The 18,178-nt window shown below is 69.7% G+C and carries 21 protein-coding genes; 12 read left to right on the forward strand and 9 right to left on the reverse strand.

Going from position 1 to position 18,178, the window contains the following annotated elements:
• Window positions 1-42: 42 nt before the first annotated feature.
• Together CI089_RS09695 and CI089_RS09700 are read left to right on the forward strand one after the other, a co-directional pair.
• Entirely contained in the window at window positions 43-1,104 is a 1,062-nt protein-coding gene (locus CI089_RS09695) for a 4-hydroxy-3-methylbut-2-enyl diphosphate reductase (RefSeq protein WP_179223307.1), read from the forward strand.
• Complete coding sequence (locus CI089_RS09700) at window positions 1,101-1,682, forward strand: DUF6264 family protein (protein ID WP_094261413.1); 582 nt, start codon at window positions 1,101-1,103, stop codon at window positions 1,680-1,682. The genes CI089_RS09695 and CI089_RS09700 overlap by 4 nt, the downstream gene beginning before the upstream one ends.
• Window positions 1,683-1,753: 71 nt before the next feature.
• On the opposite strand, the gene fbaA is transcribed toward CI089_RS09700, so the two are convergent.
• The gene (gene fbaA, locus CI089_RS09705) at window positions 1,754-2,782 is read right to left on the reverse strand and encodes a class II fructose-bisphosphate aldolase (protein WP_094261414.1); all 1,029 of its coding nucleotides are present in this window, start codon (window positions 2,780-2,782) and stop codon (window positions 1,754-1,756) included.
• Window positions 2,783-2,992: 210 nt separating this feature from the next.
• Here fbaA and glpX point away from each other — a divergent pair, with 210 nt between their 5' ends.
• Together glpX and CI089_RS09715 are read left to right on the forward strand one after the other, a co-directional pair.
• Entirely contained in the window at window positions 2,993-3,982 is a 990-nt protein-coding gene (glpX, locus tag CI089_RS09710) for a class II fructose-bisphosphatase (RefSeq protein WP_036304839.1), read from the forward strand.
• 143 nt (window positions 3,983-4,125) lie between these two features.
• Entirely contained in the window at window positions 4,126-4,308 is a 183-nt protein-coding gene (locus tag CI089_RS09715; RefSeq protein ID WP_023950432.1) for a hypothetical protein, read from the forward strand.
• A 57-nt stretch (window positions 4,309-4,365) separates the two neighbouring features.
• On the opposite strand, the gene rmuC is transcribed toward CI089_RS09715, so the two are convergent.
• Window positions 4,366-5,613, reverse strand: a complete 1,248-nt coding sequence (rmuC, locus tag CI089_RS09720; RefSeq protein ID WP_094261416.1) for a DNA recombination protein RmuC — start codon at window positions 5,611-5,613, stop codon at window positions 4,366-4,368.
• A 99-nt stretch (window positions 5,614-5,712) separates the two neighbouring features.
• On the opposite strand from rmuC, the gene CI089_RS09725 reads away from it, so the two are divergent.
• A complete protein-coding gene (locus tag CI089_RS09725) occupies window positions 5,713-6,375 on the forward strand; it encodes a DUF6226 family protein (protein ID WP_094261417.1) in 663 nt (220 codons plus the stop codon).
• A 261-nt stretch (window positions 6,376-6,636) separates the two neighbouring features.
• Here the strand turns inward: CI089_RS09725 and CI089_RS09730 are convergent, their stop codons facing one another.
• Window positions 6,637-8,055: an HNH endonuclease signature motif containing protein gene (locus CI089_RS09730; protein ID WP_094261418.1), complete on the reverse strand. Its 1,419-nt coding sequence runs from the start codon at window positions 8,053-8,055 to the stop codon at window positions 6,637-6,639.
• Between the two features lie 73 nt (window positions 8,056-8,128).
• On the reverse strand, window positions 8,129-8,725 hold the full coding sequence (locus tag CI089_RS09735) for an exonuclease domain-containing protein (protein ID WP_094261419.1): 597 nt from the start codon (window positions 8,723-8,725) through the stop codon (window positions 8,129-8,131).
• 109 nt (window positions 8,726-8,834) lie between these two features.
• On the opposite strand from CI089_RS09735, the gene ychF reads away from it, so the two are divergent.
• The 4 genes from ychF (at window position 8,835) to CI089_RS09755 (ending at window position 11,849) form a co-directional block, all read left to right on the forward strand.
• Window positions 8,835-9,908 carry a redox-regulated ATPase YchF gene (gene ychF / locus CI089_RS09740; RefSeq protein ID WP_094261420.1) on the forward strand — a complete coding sequence of 358 codons (1,074 nt, stop codon included), beginning with the start codon at window positions 8,835-8,837 and terminating at the stop codon, window positions 9,906-9,908.
• A 75-nt stretch (window positions 9,909-9,983) separates the two neighbouring features.
• A complete protein-coding gene (locus tag CI089_RS09745) occupies window positions 9,984-10,286 on the forward strand; it encodes a hypothetical protein (protein ID WP_094261421.1) in 303 nt (100 codons plus the stop codon).
• Window positions 10,287-10,601: 315 nt separating this feature from the next.
• Window positions 10,602-11,201 (forward strand): hypothetical protein, encoded by a 600-nt coding sequence (locus CI089_RS09750; RefSeq protein ID WP_143738982.1) that lies wholly within the window; start codon window positions 10,602-10,604, stop codon window positions 11,199-11,201.
• A gap of 108 nt (window positions 11,202-11,309) precedes the next feature.
• Entirely contained in the window at window positions 11,310-11,849 is a 540-nt protein-coding gene (locus CI089_RS09755) for a Dps family protein (protein ID WP_094261423.1), read from the forward strand.
• 103 nt (window positions 11,850-11,952) lie between these two features.
• Here CI089_RS09755 and CI089_RS09760 read toward each other — a convergent pair whose 3' ends face one another.
• Window positions 11,953-12,993 carry a zinc-dependent alcohol dehydrogenase family protein gene (locus tag CI089_RS09760; protein ID WP_094261424.1) on the reverse strand — a complete coding sequence of 347 codons (1,041 nt, stop codon included), beginning with the start codon at window positions 12,991-12,993 and terminating at the stop codon, window positions 11,953-11,955.
• Between the two features lie 66 nt (window positions 12,994-13,059).
• Complete coding sequence (locus CI089_RS09765) at window positions 13,060-13,422, reverse strand: hypothetical protein (RefSeq protein WP_094261425.1); 363 nt, start codon at window positions 13,420-13,422, stop codon at window positions 13,060-13,062.
• Between the two features lie 191 nt (window positions 13,423-13,613).
• On the opposite strand from CI089_RS09765, the gene CI089_RS09770 reads away from it, so the two are divergent.
• Window positions 13,614-13,874 carry a hypothetical protein gene (locus tag CI089_RS09770; RefSeq protein WP_094261426.1) on the forward strand — a complete coding sequence of 87 codons (261 nt, stop codon included), beginning with the start codon at window positions 13,614-13,616 and terminating at the stop codon, window positions 13,872-13,874.
• A gap of 391 nt (window positions 13,875-14,265) precedes the next feature.
• On the opposite strand, the gene CI089_RS09780 is transcribed toward CI089_RS09770, so the two are convergent.
• Window positions 14,266-14,664: a glucose-6-phosphate dehydrogenase gene (locus tag CI089_RS09780; protein WP_094261428.1), complete on the reverse strand. Its 399-nt coding sequence runs from the start codon at window positions 14,662-14,664 to the stop codon at window positions 14,266-14,268.
• Between the two features lie 167 nt (window positions 14,665-14,831).
• On the opposite strand from CI089_RS09780, the gene CI089_RS09785 reads away from it, so the two are divergent.
• Window positions 14,832-15,746 (forward strand): alcohol dehydrogenase catalytic domain-containing protein, encoded by a 915-nt coding sequence (locus tag CI089_RS09785; protein WP_094261429.1) that lies wholly within the window; start codon window positions 14,832-14,834, stop codon window positions 15,744-15,746.
• 47 nt (window positions 15,747-15,793) lie between these two features.
• Here the strand turns inward: CI089_RS09785 and CI089_RS09790 are convergent, their stop codons facing one another.
• On the reverse strand, window positions 15,794-16,342 hold the full coding sequence (locus CI089_RS09790) for a type 1 glutamine amidotransferase domain-containing protein (RefSeq protein ID WP_094261430.1): 549 nt from the start codon (window positions 16,340-16,342) through the stop codon (window positions 15,794-15,796).
• A gap of 89 nt (window positions 16,343-16,431) precedes the next feature.
• Between CI089_RS09790 and CI089_RS16620 the strand changes: the two genes are divergently transcribed.
• The gene (locus CI089_RS16620; protein ID WP_256977771.1) at window positions 16,432-16,557 is read left to right on the forward strand and encodes a hypothetical protein; all 126 of its coding nucleotides are present in this window, start codon (window positions 16,432-16,434) and stop codon (window positions 16,555-16,557) included.
• An 87-nt stretch (window positions 16,558-16,644) separates the two neighbouring features.
• Here CI089_RS16620 and CI089_RS09795 read toward each other — a convergent pair whose 3' ends face one another.
• Complete coding sequence (locus CI089_RS09795; RefSeq protein ID WP_094261431.1) at window positions 16,645-18,153, reverse strand: DHA2 family efflux MFS transporter permease subunit; 1,509 nt, start codon at window positions 18,151-18,153, stop codon at window positions 16,645-16,647.
• Window positions 18,154-18,178: the final 25 nt, after the last annotated feature.

The following is an 18,178-nucleotide window of genomic DNA, read 5'->3' on the forward strand; positions in this document are numbered from 1 at the left end:
GGTTCCGAGCGGCCGGCAGGATGCGCCTCGTAGAATCGAGGAGTGAGCACTCCCGCCGTCCGGCTGCCCGTTCCCCGCGTGCCGGGGCGTCACGGCCGTCTCCAGGATATCCCTGTGGGCGCCGCCAAGCGGGTGCTCCTGGCCGCCCCGCGCGGCTACTGCGCCGGGGTGGACCGGGCGGTCGTCGCCGTCGAGAAGGCCCTCGAGCGCTTCGGCGCCCCCGTCTATGTGCGCAAGCAGATCGTGCACAACGTCCACGTGGTGCGTGAGCTCGAGGAGCGGGGAGCCGTCTTCGTCGACGAGGTCGACGCCGTGCCCGAGGGCGCGCACGTCGTCTTCAGCGCGCACGGGGTGTCTCCCGCGGTGGTCTCGGCGGCGTCCGATCGGGGGCTCCAGGCGATCGACGCGACGTGTCCGCTCGTGACCAAGGTGCACCGCGAGGCCGTGCGGTTCGCGCGCGACGATCGCGAGATCCTGCTGATCGGCCACGAGGGGCACGAGGAGGTCGAGGGGACCGCGGGCGAGGCGCCCGAGCACATCACGATCGTGACGTCGCCCGAGCACGCCGACACCGTCGAGGTGCGCGACCCGTCGCGGGTCGTGTGGCTCTCGCAGACGACGCTGTCGGTCGACGAGACGATGGAGACCGTTCGGCGGCTGCGCGTCCGGTTCCCCGAGCTGCAGGATCCGCCGTCGGACGACATCTGCTACGCCACCCAGAACCGGCAGGTCGCGATCAAGAAGATCGCGGCCGAGACCGACCTCGTGATCGTCGTGGGGTCAGCGAACTCCTCCAACAGCGTGCGGCTCGTCGAGGTCGCGCTCGAGTACGGCGCCCGCGCCGCGCACCGCGTCGACTACGCCGACGAGATCCGTCAGGAGTGGCTCGACGGCGTCCGCACGGTGGGGGTCACGAGCGGTGCTTCGGTTCCCGAGGTGCTCGTGCAGCAGGTGCTCGCGAGCCTCGCGGATGCCGGTTACGCCGACGTGGACGAGGTCCGCACCGCGGAGGAAGACCTGATGTTCTCACTGCCGAAGGAACTGCGGACGGATGCCGCCGGCAAGCAGGACGCCCGCGCACGCGGCGGACGGGGCCGGTCATGAGCGAGCAGGAACGTCCGCGCCCGCAGTACGGCGAGTACGCCACCCCCGAGGAGCAGCGCGCCCGCATCGCGGCACTGGGCGGGGAAGCGCCGCACCCCGATGTGGTCGAGACGGCGCAGGTGCCGGCCGGCTCAGCGGCATCCCGTCCCCACGAGTCCGCACGACAGCAGCTTCCGTCGCCGCGGCCGACCACGTCGGCGGCTCGCCCCACGCGGCTCGCCGACCGGATCATCACGGTGGCCCTGCTCGCGTACGGGCTGGTGACGGTGCTCGGCGCCATCCCGCAGCTGGTGGACTTCACGGGCTTCGCGCAGACCTGGATGGACATGGCGGGAATCGAGGGGACGCTCGCCGACCCGGCGGGCGGGCGAGCCTGGGGCATCGCCGCCGCTGTCGTCTACGGAGCCGGTTGGCTGCTGACAGCGGTGCTGTCCTGGTGGTCCCTGTCGCTGCGCCGCCTGTCGTGGTGGATCCCGCTCGTCGGCGCGATCGTGACGTTCGTCATCGTGAGTCTGCTGCTGGCGGCTCCGCTGCTGTCGGACCCGGGCGTGATCGACGGGTTCTCGACCGGACGCTGACGCGCGCCTGAGGACGACAGAACGGCGCCCCGCGGACGAATCCGCGGGGCGCCGTTCCGTGTGGTGGGTGGTCAGCTCTGCGACTGGCCGAACGAGCCGAGCTGGCGGGTCGCCTCGACGACGCGAGCGGCCATCGCCGACTCCGCCTTCTTGCCCCAGGCGCGCGGGTCGTACGCCTTCTTGTTGCCGACCTCGCCGTCGACCTTCAGGACGCCGTCGTAGTTCTGGAACATGAACCCGGCTACCGAGCGCGTGAAGGCGTACTGCGTGTCGGTGTCGATGTTCATCTTCACGACTCCGTTGGCGACGGCGAGGGCGATCTCCTCGTCGGTCGAGCCGCTGCCGCCGTGGAAGACGAGGTCGAGGGGCTTCTCGCCGGTGCCGAACTTCGAGGCGATGCCGGCCTGGATCTCGCCGAGCAGCTCGGGCTTGAGCTTGACGTTGCCCGGCTTGTAGACGCCGTGGACGTTGCCGAACGTGAGCGCGGCGATCCAGCGCCCCTGGTCACCGAGGCCGAGGGCCTCGACGACCTGGGTGACGTCGCCGGTCGTCGTGTAGAGGGCGTCGTTCGAGCCCTCGTGCTGCACGCCGTCCTCCTCGCCGCCGACGACGCCGATCTCGACCTCGAGGATCGCGCGGATCGCCTTGATGCGGGGCAGGAGCTCCTTGGCGATCTCGATGTTCTCGGCGAGCGGCACGGCCGAGCCGTCCCACATGTGCGACTGGAAGATCGGCTGACCTCCGTCGGCGACGGCCTCCTCGGATGCCGCGATGAGCGGCAGCAGGAAGTCGTCCAGGGCCGGCTTCGGGCAGTGGTCGGTGTGGAGTGCGACCGTGATGGGGTAGTTCTTGGCGACTTCGTGCGCGAACTTCGCGAAAGCGAGCGCGCCGGTCGCGCGGCCCTTCACGGTGTGGCCGGCGAAGTAGTCGGCGCCACCGGTGGTGACCTGGATGATGCCGTCGGAGCCGGCCTCGGTCAGACCCTGGAGGACGGCGTTGATGGACTGCGAGCTGGCAGCGTTGATGGCGGGGTAGGCGAAACCACCGGCCTTCGCGCGATCCAGCATCTCTGCGTACTGTTCGGGGGTGGCGATGGGCATGGAAGCTCCTCAGATCGGCGGTGTTACCGAGCCCACTTTATCGAAGGCCGCTGCCGCCGTCGGCGGGGCGGCCGGAGAAACGACGCGGCTTGTTGCCACGGGTTCGCGGCGCGGCCGGATGTACGGAATCGTTAAGAATCCCTATTCCTTCGTGGGCGCGCGGCCGAAAGCGGCGGATCCTCGCGCTTGCCCGCACCTATGCTGTGGCCCATGGTGAGTTTGACCGCCGACATGAGTCCGCTGCATCCCGATCGAAACCTCGCACTCGAGCTCGTGCGCGCGACCGAGGCGGCGGCGATCCGTTCGGTGCCGTTCATCGGCCGCGGCCAGAAGGAGCTCGCCGATGGGGCGGCGGTCGATGCGATGCGCGCGTTCCTCACCACCGTGAACTTCGACGGCGTGATCGTCATCGGTGAGGGCGAGAAGGATGCCGCTCCCATGCTGTTCAACGGCGAGAAGGTCGGCACCGGTCGCGGACCGCAGGCCGACATCGCCGTCGACCCGATCGACGGCACGACCCTCACCGCGGAGGGGCGTAACAACGCCCTGTCCGTCATCGCGGTGGCCGACCGGGGAGCCATGCTCGACGCCTCGTCGGTGTTCTACATGGACAAGCTCGTCACCGGCCCGGCTGGTGTCGGCGTCGTCGACATCCGACTGCCGATCGCCGAGAACATCCGGCGGCTCGCGAAGGCTCTCGGAAAGCCGGTCGACGAGCTGGTGGTCTCGGTCCTCAACCGTCCGCGTCACGCGCAGCTCATCCAGGAGATCCGGGATGCCGGCGCGGGTACGCGGCTGATGAGCGACGGCGATGTCGCGGGTGGGATCAACGCGGCGCGGCACAACGCGCGCACCGACATGTGCGTCGGTATCGGCGGCAGCCCGGAGGGCATCGTCACGGCATGCGCGATCAAGGCCCTCGGTGGCCACATCCAGGGACGGCTCTGGGCGCGCGACGACGACGAGAAGCAGCGTGGGATCGACGCGGGCCTCAGCCTGGACGGTCACGTGTATGAGGCTGACGACCTGGTGCGCGGCAAGAACACGATCTTCGTCGCGACCGGCGTGACCAACGGCGAGCTGGTCGGAGGCGTTCGGCGCGAAGGCGACTACGTCTACACCGAGAGCGTCGTCCTGCGCGGCGCTTCGGGGACGCTGCGCCGGATCACCTCGGAGCACCTCACCTCGAAGTGGCTCTGACACTGGTGGCGGGCGGGGCAGTGTAACTATCACGACACGACCGCGTGTCAACCACTGATGCTCCCAGCATCGCTCTGTCACAATGGGCAGCGGTATCAACGGCGATGACCACCTTCACGTCAGCACCCGGGAGAACCATGTCGATGACAGCAAACAACCCGCCGACCGGTCAGGTCGCGGTGACGATCGACCCCGCGCGACGTCCGGACGTGCTGCTGCGTCGACGCCACCCCGAGGGGCATCAGATGAGCGCGTGGTGGATGATCGGCGCTTTCGTCGCGGTCTCCGTCGCCGTCGTCGGACTCGTCAACATGTTCCCGGCCTGACCCGCGACCCTCACTTTTTCACACGCTCCACCGCTTTTCACACGCTCCACCGCGACGTCATAGCCGTTCGCGAAGCTCGCCGACATCTGCGCTGAGCAGCTCGGGAGCTGTCGTCATCCGCGTCGATGCCTCGATCGGGCTCGGCGCATTCGTCGCCTCGAGCCGGGTCTCGTCGATGCCGGGGAACTTCCGTGCCGTCACGAGCACTCTGCTCTCCAGCGTGCCCACGAACTTGTTGTAGGACTCGACCGTCCGCTCGATCGCACGCCGCAGGTCGTTCGCGTGCGACGCGAGGCCGCCGAGCCGCTGGTACAGCTCGTTGCCGAGGTCGAACAGGCGCCGGGCTTCGTCGGAGACGTCCTGCTGCGTCCACGTGTAGGCCACGGTCTTCAGCACCGCCCACAGGTTGACCGGTGATGCGAGGGCGACGCGCCGGCTGAAGGCGTAGTCGAGCAGCGCCGGGTCTTCGTCGAGGGCGGCGGCGAGGAGCGATTCGCTCGGGATGAAGCAGACCACGAACTCGGGACTCGAGCTGAGCCCCTGCCAGTAGGCCTTCTTCGCGAGCGCATCGACGTGGGCGCGGACCGCTTTGACGTGCGCCGCCAGCAGCGCTTTGCGGCGTCGCGCCTCTTCACCCTGCGCGGTGACGGGGATCGCGCTCGCCTCGAGGTAGGAGTCGAGCGGCACCTTCGCGTCGACCGCGAGCGCCTTGTCGCCGGGGAGGCGCACGACCAGATCGGGTCGTCCCGCGCCGCTGTCGGACGAGATGCTGGACTGCAGTTCGAAGTCGACGTAGCGCGTGAGCCCCGCGGACTCGACGATGCGTCGCAGCTGCGTCTCGCCCCAGACGCCGCGCGCGGCGCTCGAGCGCAGGGCGCCGGCGAGCGACTCCGTCGTCGACCGGAGTGCCTCGTCGGTCTCGCGCCCGAGGCGCAGCTGCTCTGCGACCGAGCCGAACTGCTCGCTGCGTTCGCGCTCGAGGAGCTCGACCTTGGCCTGCATCGCCTGGAGCGACTCCTGGACCGGGGCGAGCGCACGCAGCACGGCCTGCTCGCGGCGTTCGCGTTCATCGCGAGCGGCCTGGTCGAGCCGCGCCTGGGTTCCCAGCTCGCGCTGCAGTTCACGCTGTCGTTCCAGTTGCTCGGCGTGGGCGTCGCGCTCGGCCTCGGCCACCGCCGCGCGAGCCTCGAGCCGCGCGCGGTCGGCTGCTCCCTCACGTGAGGCGCGAGCGGACCCCGCGAACCAGCCGCCGGCTGCGGCGATCGCGGCGACGACGATGAGGATGAAGACGAGAGCGGCGTCCATGCGTCCAGGATGCCGGGTGGCTCCGACATCGCCCGGAGGCGGGGTATGCGGCGCGGCGCGTTCCGCGCCGGAAGGGGGCCGGTGAGCGAGGATGTCGGTATGAACGGCTACGTGCGTCCGGCCATCGACACGCCGGTGTTCCGCGACGCCGACGGAGAGGTGATCCCGTACGGCAACCGTTGGCCGGGCTCGCCGCCCGAGGAGACGTACTCGGTCGACACGCATCCGGAGCGCTTCGCGCCGTTGCATGCGGTCGCCGACGCTCTCGTCGCGTTCCTGCGCGAGACCTTCGAGATCGAGGTCGAGGACGGCGTCCACGTCGCTGAAGACCTGAACAGGCCCAGCTCCTTCGATGTGCTCCGTGCAGTGCGCCTGCGCCCGACCGATCCGCGGTGCGCGCCCGTCACTTTCGTGTTCGACGCCTATCCGGGGCTTTCGGTGCACTCGGGACTGCTGTTCGACGCTCACTACCCGCTCTGCGGTTGCGATGCATGCGACGAGGAATGGCAGACGGTCGCACGCGAACTCGAGCAGCACGTCTTCGCGGTCGTGACCGGCAACTTCCGCGAGGCCGTCGTGCCTGATGTCGAGCTTCCGGTGCAGCACGCGTTGACCTTCCCCGAGGGAGACGCGTCCGGCCAATCGCGTGCGGAGGGCTTTCCGCCAGATCGGCTCGCCCGGGCCCGCGAGGTGCTCCACGACGTGCCGAACGGGTGGGTGGCATGGCCGCACGCGCGGCCGTCGCCGGGTGACGGCGCGTAGTTCCGCACCCACGCGCGCGGCGCCGACGCGGGGCCACGAACTGACCGAGCCGGCAGCCGAACCGGCGACCAGCGCCGGCCGGACCGGGGACCCGTCAGAACGGCGGAGCCCCCGGTGGGGTTTGTCTGTGCACGCCGAACCGGCGACCCTCACTGGCGAAGCGAAGACCCGCGCACGCCCGAGATCGCGAGCAAGCGCACGCCGAACCTGCGGCCCGTGCAAGCTGATCCCCCGACCAGCGCCTACCGAACGGCGGACTCGTCAGAACGGCGGCGGACCCGGGTCGGGTGGCTCGGCGATGGTGAAGGCGACGAGTGGTGGTGGTGCGTCTTCGCGGTAGATGCGTCCGGTCGGTGAGGTCCACACGAGCCGCCCACCCGGGAGTTGTCGGACGTGCCATCGGGTGTGGTGTTTGACGTCGTGGTGTCTCTTGCAGAGGTTCGCGAGGTTGCACACGTGCGTCGCCCCGCCCTCTGAGGCGGCGATCGTGTGGTCCAACTCGCAGCGGATGGCGGGTTGTCGGCATCCGGGGAATCGGCAGTGCCGGTCACGGGCGCGCAGCAGTCGCACCATGGCGGCGGTAGGCCGGTAGCTGTCGCATTCGAGCACGGTTCCGGTGACGGGGTGGGTGAGCAGCCGGTCCCAGGAGGTCGCGTTGCCGGCGAGCTTGCGTGCGGTGGCGGCGTCGATGGGGGAGCGCCCCGCGAGGTCGGCCGGACCCTCGTCTTGCCCCATCAGTGTGAGGGCGGACACGGCCACTTGCACGTGCGCGCGGATCGCGCCGAGCGTTCCGTCGCCGTCACCTGTGCCGGTGGGATCGAGGGCGGGTGTCCCGGCGAGGAGAAGGTCGGAGAAAACGTCGGCGCGGACCTGGTCGATGGTTCGGGCGTCACCGACGAACGACGACCCGTCGCGAATCGTGGTGTCGGCATCGGGTGCGCCACCGTTCCCGTCGGCGCCCGCGTCGGGTGCGTCGGCTCGCCCCTCAGCGACGCCGGCCGCAGCGTCAGCCTGTGCCCGCGCGTTGATGATCTCCCGCGCCTGCCGCGTCAGCCGGTCGACGATCCCATCCGCGATCACCGTCGGCAGCGTCGCGATCAGGTCCGACATCCCGTCTGCCCCGGACTGCACCCGCACGCACCGACCGGCCGCGGCCTCCTCGTGCCGCTCGGTGAACGTCCGCGGGTGCATCCGCTCCGCGATCATCCGCAACGCCTCCAGCACCCGGTTGGGCCTTTCGCCCTCGCACCGTTCGACCGCGACCCGTTCGAACTCTGCCCGCTCCTCCACGGGCACCAGGCATCCGACCTCTTGAATGACCCGCACGTGCCCGCGGACGATGCGCCCGTCCTCCCACGCCGTCATCGTCACCGGATAGTTCTCAACCAGATCGCGGGCTTCATCGATCCGGCGTTGCAGGGTCCGGTCGGTCGTGACGAACACTCCGGCGAGCTCCGCGGCGATCCCGCGAAGCGCCATCTCTCGCGCCTTGATCTTCTCCGACGACCCGGCGGCCGGGGACTCAGCCAGCTGGCCGGCGGCGGCGAGGAGACGAACCTCCCGGACCTGTGCCGCCCGTGCGGCATCCGCTATGCCCTCGGCATCCGCGACGAGCTGAGCGAGGACGTCGACGTCACCGTCGCTGCCGATCCCGCTACCGAGTCCGCCATTCGAATGCATGTTCGAATCATGTCACGGACCTCCGACATCGCTCCGGAACTGTCCCCAGGCCCGAGACCGGCGAGCGGTTCGGTCAGGCCGGGCTGAGCAGCGAAGCCCCGATCGGCTCGTGCTCGGGCACGCGCACCCCCAGCAGCATCGCGAGCTCGACGAGGTCGTGCGCGCCGGCCCGACGGGCCGCATCGATCGTGATGTGTGCGCACGCGAGTGCGTCCGCCAGGGCGTCGTGGTGAGCGAAGTCGAGGAAGCCGACGGCGGCGGCCACGAGCGGCAGTCGGTAGGAGTCGAGCTGATACGTCTTGCGTGCCAGCTGCACGCTGCACACCGAGCGGATCGCGGGGAGCGCGGCATCCGTCGCCTCGCACGCGCGGCGCAGCACGGCCATATCGAATCCGGCGTTGTGTGCCACCAGTACGTCGTCACCGATGAATTCGAGAAGCCGGGGGAGTTGCGCCACCCAGCCGGGAGCATGCTCCACCGCGTCGGCGGTGATCCCGTGGATGGACACGTTGATGTCGAAGAATCGGTCGTGGCCGGAGGGCGGGCGGATCAACCAGCCGTCGGAAGCGACGACCTCGCCGTCGCGAACGCGGACGAGTCCGACCGAGCATGCGGATGCACTGGAGGAGTTCGCCGTCTCGAAGTCGATCGCGGTGAAGTCCAGTGCCACGGGACAAGCGTCACCCGCGTTCGGAGCAGGGGAGGGGAGGCGCGCCGCCGAGCCGGGCGATCCGGATCGGTCGGAGGCGATGCCGGCGGGCCACGTAGACTGGATGCCCGTGGCTCTCACCATCGGAATCGTAGGACTGCCCAACGTCGGCAAGTCGACCCTCTTCAACGCCCTGACCAAGAACCAGGTTCTCGCCGCGAACTACCCGTTCGCGACGATCGAGCCGAACGTCGGCGTGGTGAACCTCCCCGACCCGCGCCTGAAGGTGCTGGCCGAGATCTTCCACTCCGAGCGCATCCTTCCCGCAGCGGTGTCGTTCGTCGACATCGCCGGCATCGTGCGCGGTGCGTCGGAAGGTGAGGGGCTGGGCAACCAGTTCCTCGCGAACATCCGCGAGGCCGACGCCATCGCGCAGGTCGTCCGCGGCTTCGCTGACGACGACGTCGTGCACGTCGAGGGCGCCGTGAACCCGCAGAACGACATGGAGACGATCAACGCCGAGCTGCAGCTCGCCGATCTCCAGACCCTCGAGAAGGCGATCACGCGCTACGAGAAGGAGGTTCGCGGCAAGAAGCTCGACCCCTCCGTGCTCGACGCCGCCAAGGCTGCGCAGGACGCCCTACAGCGTGGCGAGTTGCTCTCGGGATCGGGCATCGACCTCGCGCCCATCAAGGAGCTCGGTCTGCTGACCGCGAAGCCCTTCATCTTCGTCTTCAACGTCGACGAGGCCGTGCTTACGGATGACGCGCGCAAGGCGGAGCTCGCCGCGCTCGTCGCGCCCGCGCAGGCGGTGTTCCTCGACGCGAAGATCGAGTCGGAGCTCATCGACCTCGACCCCGAGGAAGCCGCCGAGCTGCTCGCGTCGACCGGTCAGGACGAGTCGGGCCTCGACCAGCTCGCGCGCATCGGGTTCGACACGCTGGGCCTGCAGACCTACCTCACCGCGGGTCCGAAGGAAGCGCGCGCCTGGACGATCGGCAAGGGCTGGAAGGCTCCGCAGGCCGCCGGCGTGATCCACACCGACTTCGAGAAGGGCTTCATCAAGGCCGAGGTCATCTCGTTCGAGGACCTCGTCGCCACGGGCTCCGTCGCCGAGGCCCGCGCGAAGGGCAAGGCGCGCCTCGAGGGTAAGGACTACGTCATGCAGGACGGCGACGTCGTGGAGTTCCGCTTCAACGTCTAGTCCTGCTCGCTCCATTCCTGCCAAAGTGGCGATGTGGAGCTTCGTGAAACACGACCTGCAGGTCCGTTGGCAAGGGTGCTGCCCGCGATCGTCATTCTTCTCGCGACATGGCTGCTCCTGTGGCTGGCTCAGGGTATTCCGGTGTTGTGCGCGCTCGCGAATCCCTGCCCGGCTCCCGATGTCCGCGTCGCCCCGGCCCTGTTGTTCGGCGCTCTGATGATCGTGCCGACCGCGGCCTTGGTCCTCACTGCTCGGGGCGGCGAGCGGGCGTGGGAGTGGCTACGGTCCCTCTCGTACATCGTGCTGGCGGGGTTGGCGGTTGTAGGGCTTTTGGCGGCGCTGTTCTCCGGCGGGTTCACCGTCCCGTTCATCTTCTGAGACCGTCGCTCGATCGGCCACGAGTCGGGGCCCCACATACGACGCGTATCGATCAAACGGTTGATCTTCCCTCGTGGGTGCTCCATATGCCTCGCTTTGTGGTGGAAGGATTTTTCCCGTCCGTTCCCCGCGGGAGACTGCAAAACACCGAGACCGATCATGAGACGTAAGGGGGGAACCGTCAGCCGCTGCCGCCAGTCCCGTTCGCGCCTCCATTCTGTCTGCTCGTACAGTCGACAACGAATCTCATCCATCGTTGTTTCGCGTCGGGGTCACCGACAGCTCTGTGCGGAATGCGGCTGAAGAAGGAATGCCATGACTACTGACTGGCCGATGTTCTGGGTGCAGGTCGTTGTCGGCCTGGGAACGCTCGCTCTCGCGTGGGTGTCGAGTTCGGCCGCGCGACGCGCTGTCGAGTCCTCGCGCGTCGCCAACGCGCTCAGCGCGAAGGCATCGGAGGATGCGGCCGCCGCGCATCGCCGCGACGCCGAGAAGAGCGAACGAGAGCAGGCCAGCAAGATCTGGGTGTCGATGATCGTGATCACGGATTCGTCGCGGGCAGGCGCTCCCATCCACGGTGTACTGCTCATTCGCAACAGCTCGGATCGTCCCGTCAGCGACATTCGTATTCTCAGCCGCGGCTGGAGCAGTGCAAAGAAGCAGTGGTTCGCCAAGGAAGAGTGTCGTATACCGGTTGTGTATCCGGGCGACACGACGGTCGCGAGTCGGAACAGCAAGACGGACTGGGACGTTCCCGAGCACTATTTCCCTCACTTCGCCGCCGACTACAACCACGCCGGTGGCCCCCGGGACGATCCCTACTACGTTCAGTCGGTGGAGTTCACCGATGCTGATGGTCGACGGTGGCGCCTGACCAGCGGGCACCGCCTGGAACGCGCCGAACCAGCGTCGTAAGGGCGGGGCATGCCCCGTTACCAGCCCCCGCACGTTCCATCAACCGGTGGGCGCCTCGCGCCGACCCTGCCTAGCGTGGATGTCATCTCGACTCGAGGAGGCAACACTATGGCCACGAACACCACCACCACGCGCAACAAGCGCCGCGCTTCCGGCGCCGGTCTGACGAACGAGCAGAACGCCGAGAGCGGCTTCCGCGCTTCGCAGAAGCTCAGCGAGAACACCCAGAAGGTGCTCGTCGACCTCATCGAGCTCTCGCTCCAGGGCAAGCAGGCGCACTGGAACGTCGTCGGACGCAACTTCCGCGACACCCACCTGCAGCTCGACGAGATCATCGACGCCGCGCGCGAGTTCGCCGACACGGTCGCCGAGCGCATGCGTGCGCTTCACGCCCTCCCGGATGGCCGCAGCGACACCGTGGCCGAGACCACGACGCTGCCCGAGTTCCCGCAGGGCGAGATCGACACGGCGGAGGTCATCGACCTGATCACCGAGCGTCTCGAGGCGACGATCGGCACCTGCCGTGACGTGCACGACGAGGTCGACGAGGAAGACCCCACGACCGCCGACATCCTGCACTCGATCCTTGAGCGCCTCGAGCAGCTCGCCTGGATGGTCAGCGCCGAGAACCGCAATCCCCAGGGCTGACAGAGCCCCAGGGCTGAGCGAAAGCCACGGCCGGCATGCCCGGCGACGAAGACCCCGCCCCGGGACCACCGCGTCCGGGCGGGGTCTTCGCGTCTCGCGTTACTCAGACCAGCTGCGGGTCGATCATCGTCATGCCCGCCGCCCCCGCGGTATCCATGGCGGGCAGGAGCCGCGCACCTTCCTCCAGCCCGACGACCCGCTGCACGAGGTCCTGCGGGCGCAGGCTGCCGTCGCCGATCAGCGCCATCATCCCGGGGTAGTCCACCGCCGCCATGCCGTGGCTGCCGAGCAGGTCGAGTTCCCACGCGATGACGCGGGCCAGGGGAGCGGCGCTGCGACCGGATGCCGAGGGCAGCAGCCCGATCTGCACGTGACGCCCTCGGCGACGAAGGCTCAGAATGGCATCGGCTGCGGTCTGCTCGCTGCCGACCGCATCGACCGAGACGTGACTGCCCCCGCCCGTCAGCTCGTGAACGACCGCCGGGACGTCCCGGCCGTCGGCGGTGACGACGTGCTCCGCTCCGAGCTCGGAAGCGGTCTGCAGAGCGGCAGGCGACCGGTCGACCGCGACGACGCGCGCTCCCAGAGCCCGCGCGATCATCACCGCGCTGAGACCGACGCCACCTGCGCCGACGACGGTGATCCACTCGCCGCCGCTCAGGGCTGCGCGGGCGATCAACGCGCGGTACGCCGTGGCGAAGCGGCATCCGAGCGCCGCCGCGGCTTCGAACGAGACGCCGTCGGGGATGCCGACGAGGTTGACGTCGGCCGCCGGCACGACCACCCGCTCGGCGAACGATCCGGCATAGGTGAAACCGGGCTGCTGCTGGTGCGGGCAGACCTGAGCATCTCCGCGCGCGCACCACTCGCAGCGACCGCATCCGATGACGAACGGCGTCGTGACGCGATCACCCACCAGCCAGCCCTCGACGTCCGAACCGACCTCCGAGATGACGCCCGAGAACTCGTGTCCCGGGGTATGCGGCAGGGCGATGTCGTCATGCCCCGCCCAGGCGTGCCAGTCGCTTCGACAGAGACCGGTGGCGCGCACCGACACCACCACCCCGTCGGCGGGGACGTTCGGATCGGCCACCTCGCGAACCGCCACCGGCCCGCGGATGCTGTCCATGACCATCGCTCGCACGATCGGCCACGCTACGCCATCGAGCGAGCGAGCGCCGCACGGTCGGCGGCAGTGTGACGCGAAGGGTCAGGCGTCGCGGAATCCCTCGAGGTCGGGGTCCCACTGCGCGGGAGGCTCGTCTTCGACGGCGTAGAGGTGAGCGCCCTCGGACCGGCGCCGGGGGTAGCTCTCGTGGGCGCGCAGATCGTCCGCGCCCTCGGAGAAGTCCGGTTCATCGGCGTCCCACTCGACGGGGGCGGACAGCACGTCGTTGCCGACGCCGATCACGAGCTCGGCCTCATCGACGCGGCCGCTCGGCTCGAGCACGATCGGAATCCGCACGGCCTCCGCACGGCCGTAGTTGGCCACGGCCGCGGTGAGCTCCACCAGTGCCTCCGCAACGTCATCCGTCGTGATCACCGTGTCGCCCGCGTACGTGATTCGTCTCATGGCAACACTGTGTCGGGTAACCGCATCCGGCACCTCACGCTTGCGCGGATGGTGATCATCGGATACTGCCCGTACCGGCGGGGGATCATCGCACGACGCTCCCGGCTGGTCAACGCGCCTGACGCGATCGGCGGCGCTGCCTACCGTGGTCGCGAGCGTCGAATCGGCGCGCCGACAGCGAGGGAGAAGTGATGAGCCAGCAGGACCCGGCGACCGACCAGGAACCGCTCTCCGAGCCGGAGGCCGTCCGCAAGGACATGCGCTACAGCCCGGCGAGCGACACCGAGACCCGCGAGAAGCAGGACGAGGCGCCGACCAGCCCCGATGAGGACGTGGACGACGACCTCGTGCGGGCTCGTCCCGGCACGGGCGGTCCTGACGACGTCGGAGACGTCGACGTGCCGGCCGGGGACCTCAACCTGCCCTGGCGCGACGACGAAGCGGGCGCCTGAGGGCTCACCGCTCGGCCACTCGGGCGGTCAGTTCCACCCAACGGTGTTGAACCACTGCGCCCGCGCCCCGGCCTCGGCGGCATCCGTCGTGCCTCGGAACGCGTCGTGGCGCGCCAGATGGCCGTCGTGCAGCTCGACGAAGGCGGTGCAGATGGGGCACAGGCCGCGCCGGAAGGGAAACCCGTCGGGCAGCGGGGGTGCCGCCTCCGCAGGCGTGCCGCTGCCGGCGCACCGAGGCGGATCTGCTTGAGCATCCGACCACATCTGGGACGTACCCAGGCGGTTGTGCAGGCCGGCGTGTCCGCGCGGGCGTGTGCAGAGCGCCGTCCCGCGGCGCGACCGGCACCATAGCGCGGTCGGGTACTCCGCTGCGGCCGGCGCGTTCACCCGATCAGATCCGGATGCCGCAGATGCCGCACTCGCCCGCGGCGGACACCTCGACGAAGCAGTCCGGGCACATGGCCCGCACGACATCCGAGGGAGCCGGCGCTTTCGGGGTGCGCGGGGTCGAGGCGCGAGGAGCGGCACGCCGGGCCGGTGCGGTGCGCGCGGCGACCACGGTGGGCTGCTTGCGTTCGGGCACGTGGGCTTCGCAGTAGAACCGGACGAAGCCGCCGTGGTTGGTCGGGTGGCGGTGCTTGACCGCCCAGAGGTGGTCGCGGTCGTGCGCGCCGGCATCGGCGGGACACGCGGCGCATCGCGCGGGATCGCCCGGCATGACGTCGGCGACGCGGTAGGGCGTCTCGTAGGTGAGGCGATCGCGCCAGTCGGCCGAGTCGACGATTCTCATGGTGGTCCTCTCCGGCACTCGCGCGCCGGATTCCAGCGTACCCGCGGCCCCGGGGAGGCGGTCCGCCCACCATCTGGTGAACATTCGCGGAACGGGGTGCGCCGCCGCGTCCGGCAGCCGGCGGCCTTTGCGACAGTGAGGGAGTCACCACCGGCGAGAGGGCGCGAATGGAACTGGCGACCCGAGCACCGATGGACGTGCTGCTGCGTCCTGCCGCGCTGGCCCGCGCCTGGATGGGGCCCGGTCGCGATCCGGAGACGATCGCCGTCCCCGGCGTGGTGCTGGGGCCGGGGGATGTGCTGGTGCGCATCGACCTCGTCACGATCACCGAGGACGACCTCGCCATCACCGACGGTGACGAGCAGTGCCCGGTCCCGACGGTTCTCGGCCGTGAGTTCGTCGGGAGGATCGCCGCGATCGGCGGCACCGTTGCGGCGGTGGACGGCATTCCACTCGAGCTCGGGGAGCGCGTCGTGAGCGCCGTGGGGCCGCATGAGCGCATCGGTGCCCACCGCGAGCTCGTGGGCGGCTTCGCGACCCATGTGCATCTCGTCGACGGCACGCCGATCGCCCGCGTGGGCGAAGCGCTCCCGGCGTGCATCCTGGCCCCCGTTCCCGGCGCTGTCGCGCGGGCGGCCGCGACCATGCGCCGGCTGGAAGAGGCCGCCGATCCGGAGGACCTCCTCGTTACGGTCGCGGGCACGGGCGCCGATCCGCTCGTGCTCTCGGCGATGATCGCCGAGACCGGCGGCCGGGCGCGGGTCGCTTCAGCCGATCCTCGGGTCCGAGCCCGCGCCGAGCGTTTCGGGGCCGCCCTGGCACCCGAGCACATCCCCGAGACGGATCTGAGCGCACGGTTCACGGCCGTGAGCCCCGGCACGCGGGAACTCGTCGTGCGGGGCGGGGCGCCGACGTCCGCCGATCTCCAGGCGGCGGTCGCGTTCATGCGTGCTCCGGGCACCCGGCGATACCCGTTCGCCGACCTCGTGTCGGCGCCGCTGCCCTTCGACCGGCTCGACGACGCGATCGAGCTCGCCCGCGCGGGCCGCCACCTCCGCGTGGCGATCGCCCCCGGAGCGTGAGCTCACGAGGGCGATCGGATGTCGTTTCGGCGGTCGGATGGAGCGGCTCAGGCGGTCTGCCCGCCGTGCTCGCCCTCTTCGATCTCCTCGACGACCTTCGCGTTGAAGGCGGGCAGGTCATCGGGCGTCCGGCTCGAGACGAGGCCCTGGTCCACGACGACCTCTTCGTCGACCCAGGTCGCGCCGGCGTTGACGAGATCGGTGCGCAGGCTCGGGAAACTCGTCAGCGTGCGGCCCGAGAGGACGTCGGCCTCGGCGAGGATCCATGCCGCGTGGCAGATCGCGCCGACGGGCTTGTGCTGCTCGAAGAACGCGCGCGTGAAGTCGACGGCGTTCGCGTCGAGTCGGAGGTTGTCGGCGTTGACGACGCCGCCGGGGAGGACGAGCGCGTCGTATTCATCGGCCTCGGCGTCGGAGGTGACCACGTCGACCTTCTGGGAGTGACCGTTCTTGCCGGTGATCTCGCCGGACTCGGGAGCGACGAGGACGACGGTGGCGCCGGCGTCGGAGACGGCCTGCCACGGCGAGGTCAGCTCGCTGTCCTCGAAGCCGTCGGTAGCCAGGAATGCGATCTTCTTGCCATCGAGAGTGCTCATGGACCCGACGCTACGCTCGGCCGGGGCACGCTGCGACGCGCTTGACAGGCTCAGCGACGCATGGTCCCCTGCGGGGTTACGATGGCGATATGTCCACCGCATCCACGCCCCAGCCTCAGACCCTGCAGCCGGTTCCCGATGAGAAGAACCTGCTGATCACCGCGAACGACGACGCAGGCTCGTGCTGCGGCGGGGGATGCTGCTCGACCTCCTGAACGTCGCTTCGAGGCGATGACGAAGCCGCCGGTGCGTGATGCACCCGGCGGCTTCGTCGTTCGCGTTCGGCGATGCCGGACGCCGGCTCAGTGCGGGGCTGGCGCACCCTCGGGACTGTCGGCCGGCTTGCGGATGAGAAGCGCCCCGATGATCAGCGGCGACGCGATGATCGCCGCGACGAGGAAGGCGGCACGCGCACCCGCGGCGCCCGCTGCCGTCGTCCCGGGGTCGAGCGCTCCCGCCTCGGCGGCGGACATGACGGTGATGAGCAGTGCGATCCCCGCGGCTCCCGCGACCTGCTGCACCGTGGAGACGATCGCGCTGCCGTACGAGTAGAACCGCGGCTGCAGCGAACCCAAGGATGCCGTGAAGAGCGGCGTGAACGACATCGCCAGGCCCAGCGAGAGCGTGGTCTGCAGCGCCAGCAGCAGCCACACGGACGTGTTCTCGGTGAGAGTCGTGAAGCTCCACAGGACGCCGGTCACGATGACCGCGCCGGGAACGAGGAGCACGCGCGTGCCCCAACGGTCGTAGACGCGCCCGATGAAGGGGCCGGCGATGCCCATCGCGAGCGAGCCCGGGAGGACGAGGAGCCCGGACTCGAGTGCGGAGAGCCCGAGCACGTTCTGCATGTACAGCGGCAGCAGCGTGATGGCACCGAAGAACGCCATCGACATGACGGCCAGCTGAGCGACCGACAGCGAGAAGTTCGCCGAACGGAACACGCGCAGGTCGAGCAGCGCATCGTCGCTGCGCTGGAGCGCGATCTGTCGCCAGACGAACGCGCCGAGGGCGATCACGCCGACGGACAGAGCGATGATGAGCGGCAGGTTCGACGCCGGGGCCGCGGCCTCGGCGTCCCCGCCGCCGTGGCCTGCGGCGCCGATCTGGCTGAGCCCGAACACGAGCCCGCCGAAGCCGAAGGCCGACAGGACGACGGAGAGGATGTCGAGGGGCGCACGTCGCGTCTCGCCGAGATTATGGATCCAGCGGACCCCGATCGCGAGAGAGACGAGGGCGATGGGGAGGACGACACCGAAGATCCATCGCCAGCTGAGGGTATCGAGGAGGAATCCGGAGAGGGTGGGGCCGATCGCCGGCGCGAGCGACATGACGATGCTCACGCGCCCCATCATCCGGCCGCGGGCGTGCGGCGGAACGACGGTCATCAGCGTCGTCATCAGCAGGGGCATCATGATCGCCGTGCCCGAGGCCTGCACCACGCGCGCAACCAACAGGAACCCGAAGCCGGGCGCGAGGACGGCGATGAGCGTTCCCGTCGAGAACAGGGTCATCGCGGCCGTGAAGACGGCGCGGGTCGTCAGCCGCTGCAGCAGGAAGCCGGTGATCGGGATGACGACGGCCATCGTGAGCATGAACGCGGTCGTGAGCCACTGTGCCGCGACCGCCGTGATCCGGAAGTCGGCGATGAGATGGGGGATCGCGACGCCCATCGTCGTCTCGTTCAGGATCGCGACGAAGGCCGCGACGAGCAGGAGCCAGATGACCCGGTTCGCCTCGGGTGAGACGACGGTCGGCGCAGCCGGGGGCGCGGTGGACGTGGATGCGGTGGTGGACGACGGCGCGACGGCCATGGGCAACTCCTCGGTCGGAAGATCG

The organism is Microbacterium sp. Yaish 1 (genome assembly GCF_002245215.1).
Classification (GTDB): domain Bacteria; phylum Actinomycetota; class Actinomycetes; order Actinomycetales; family Microbacteriaceae; genus Microbacterium.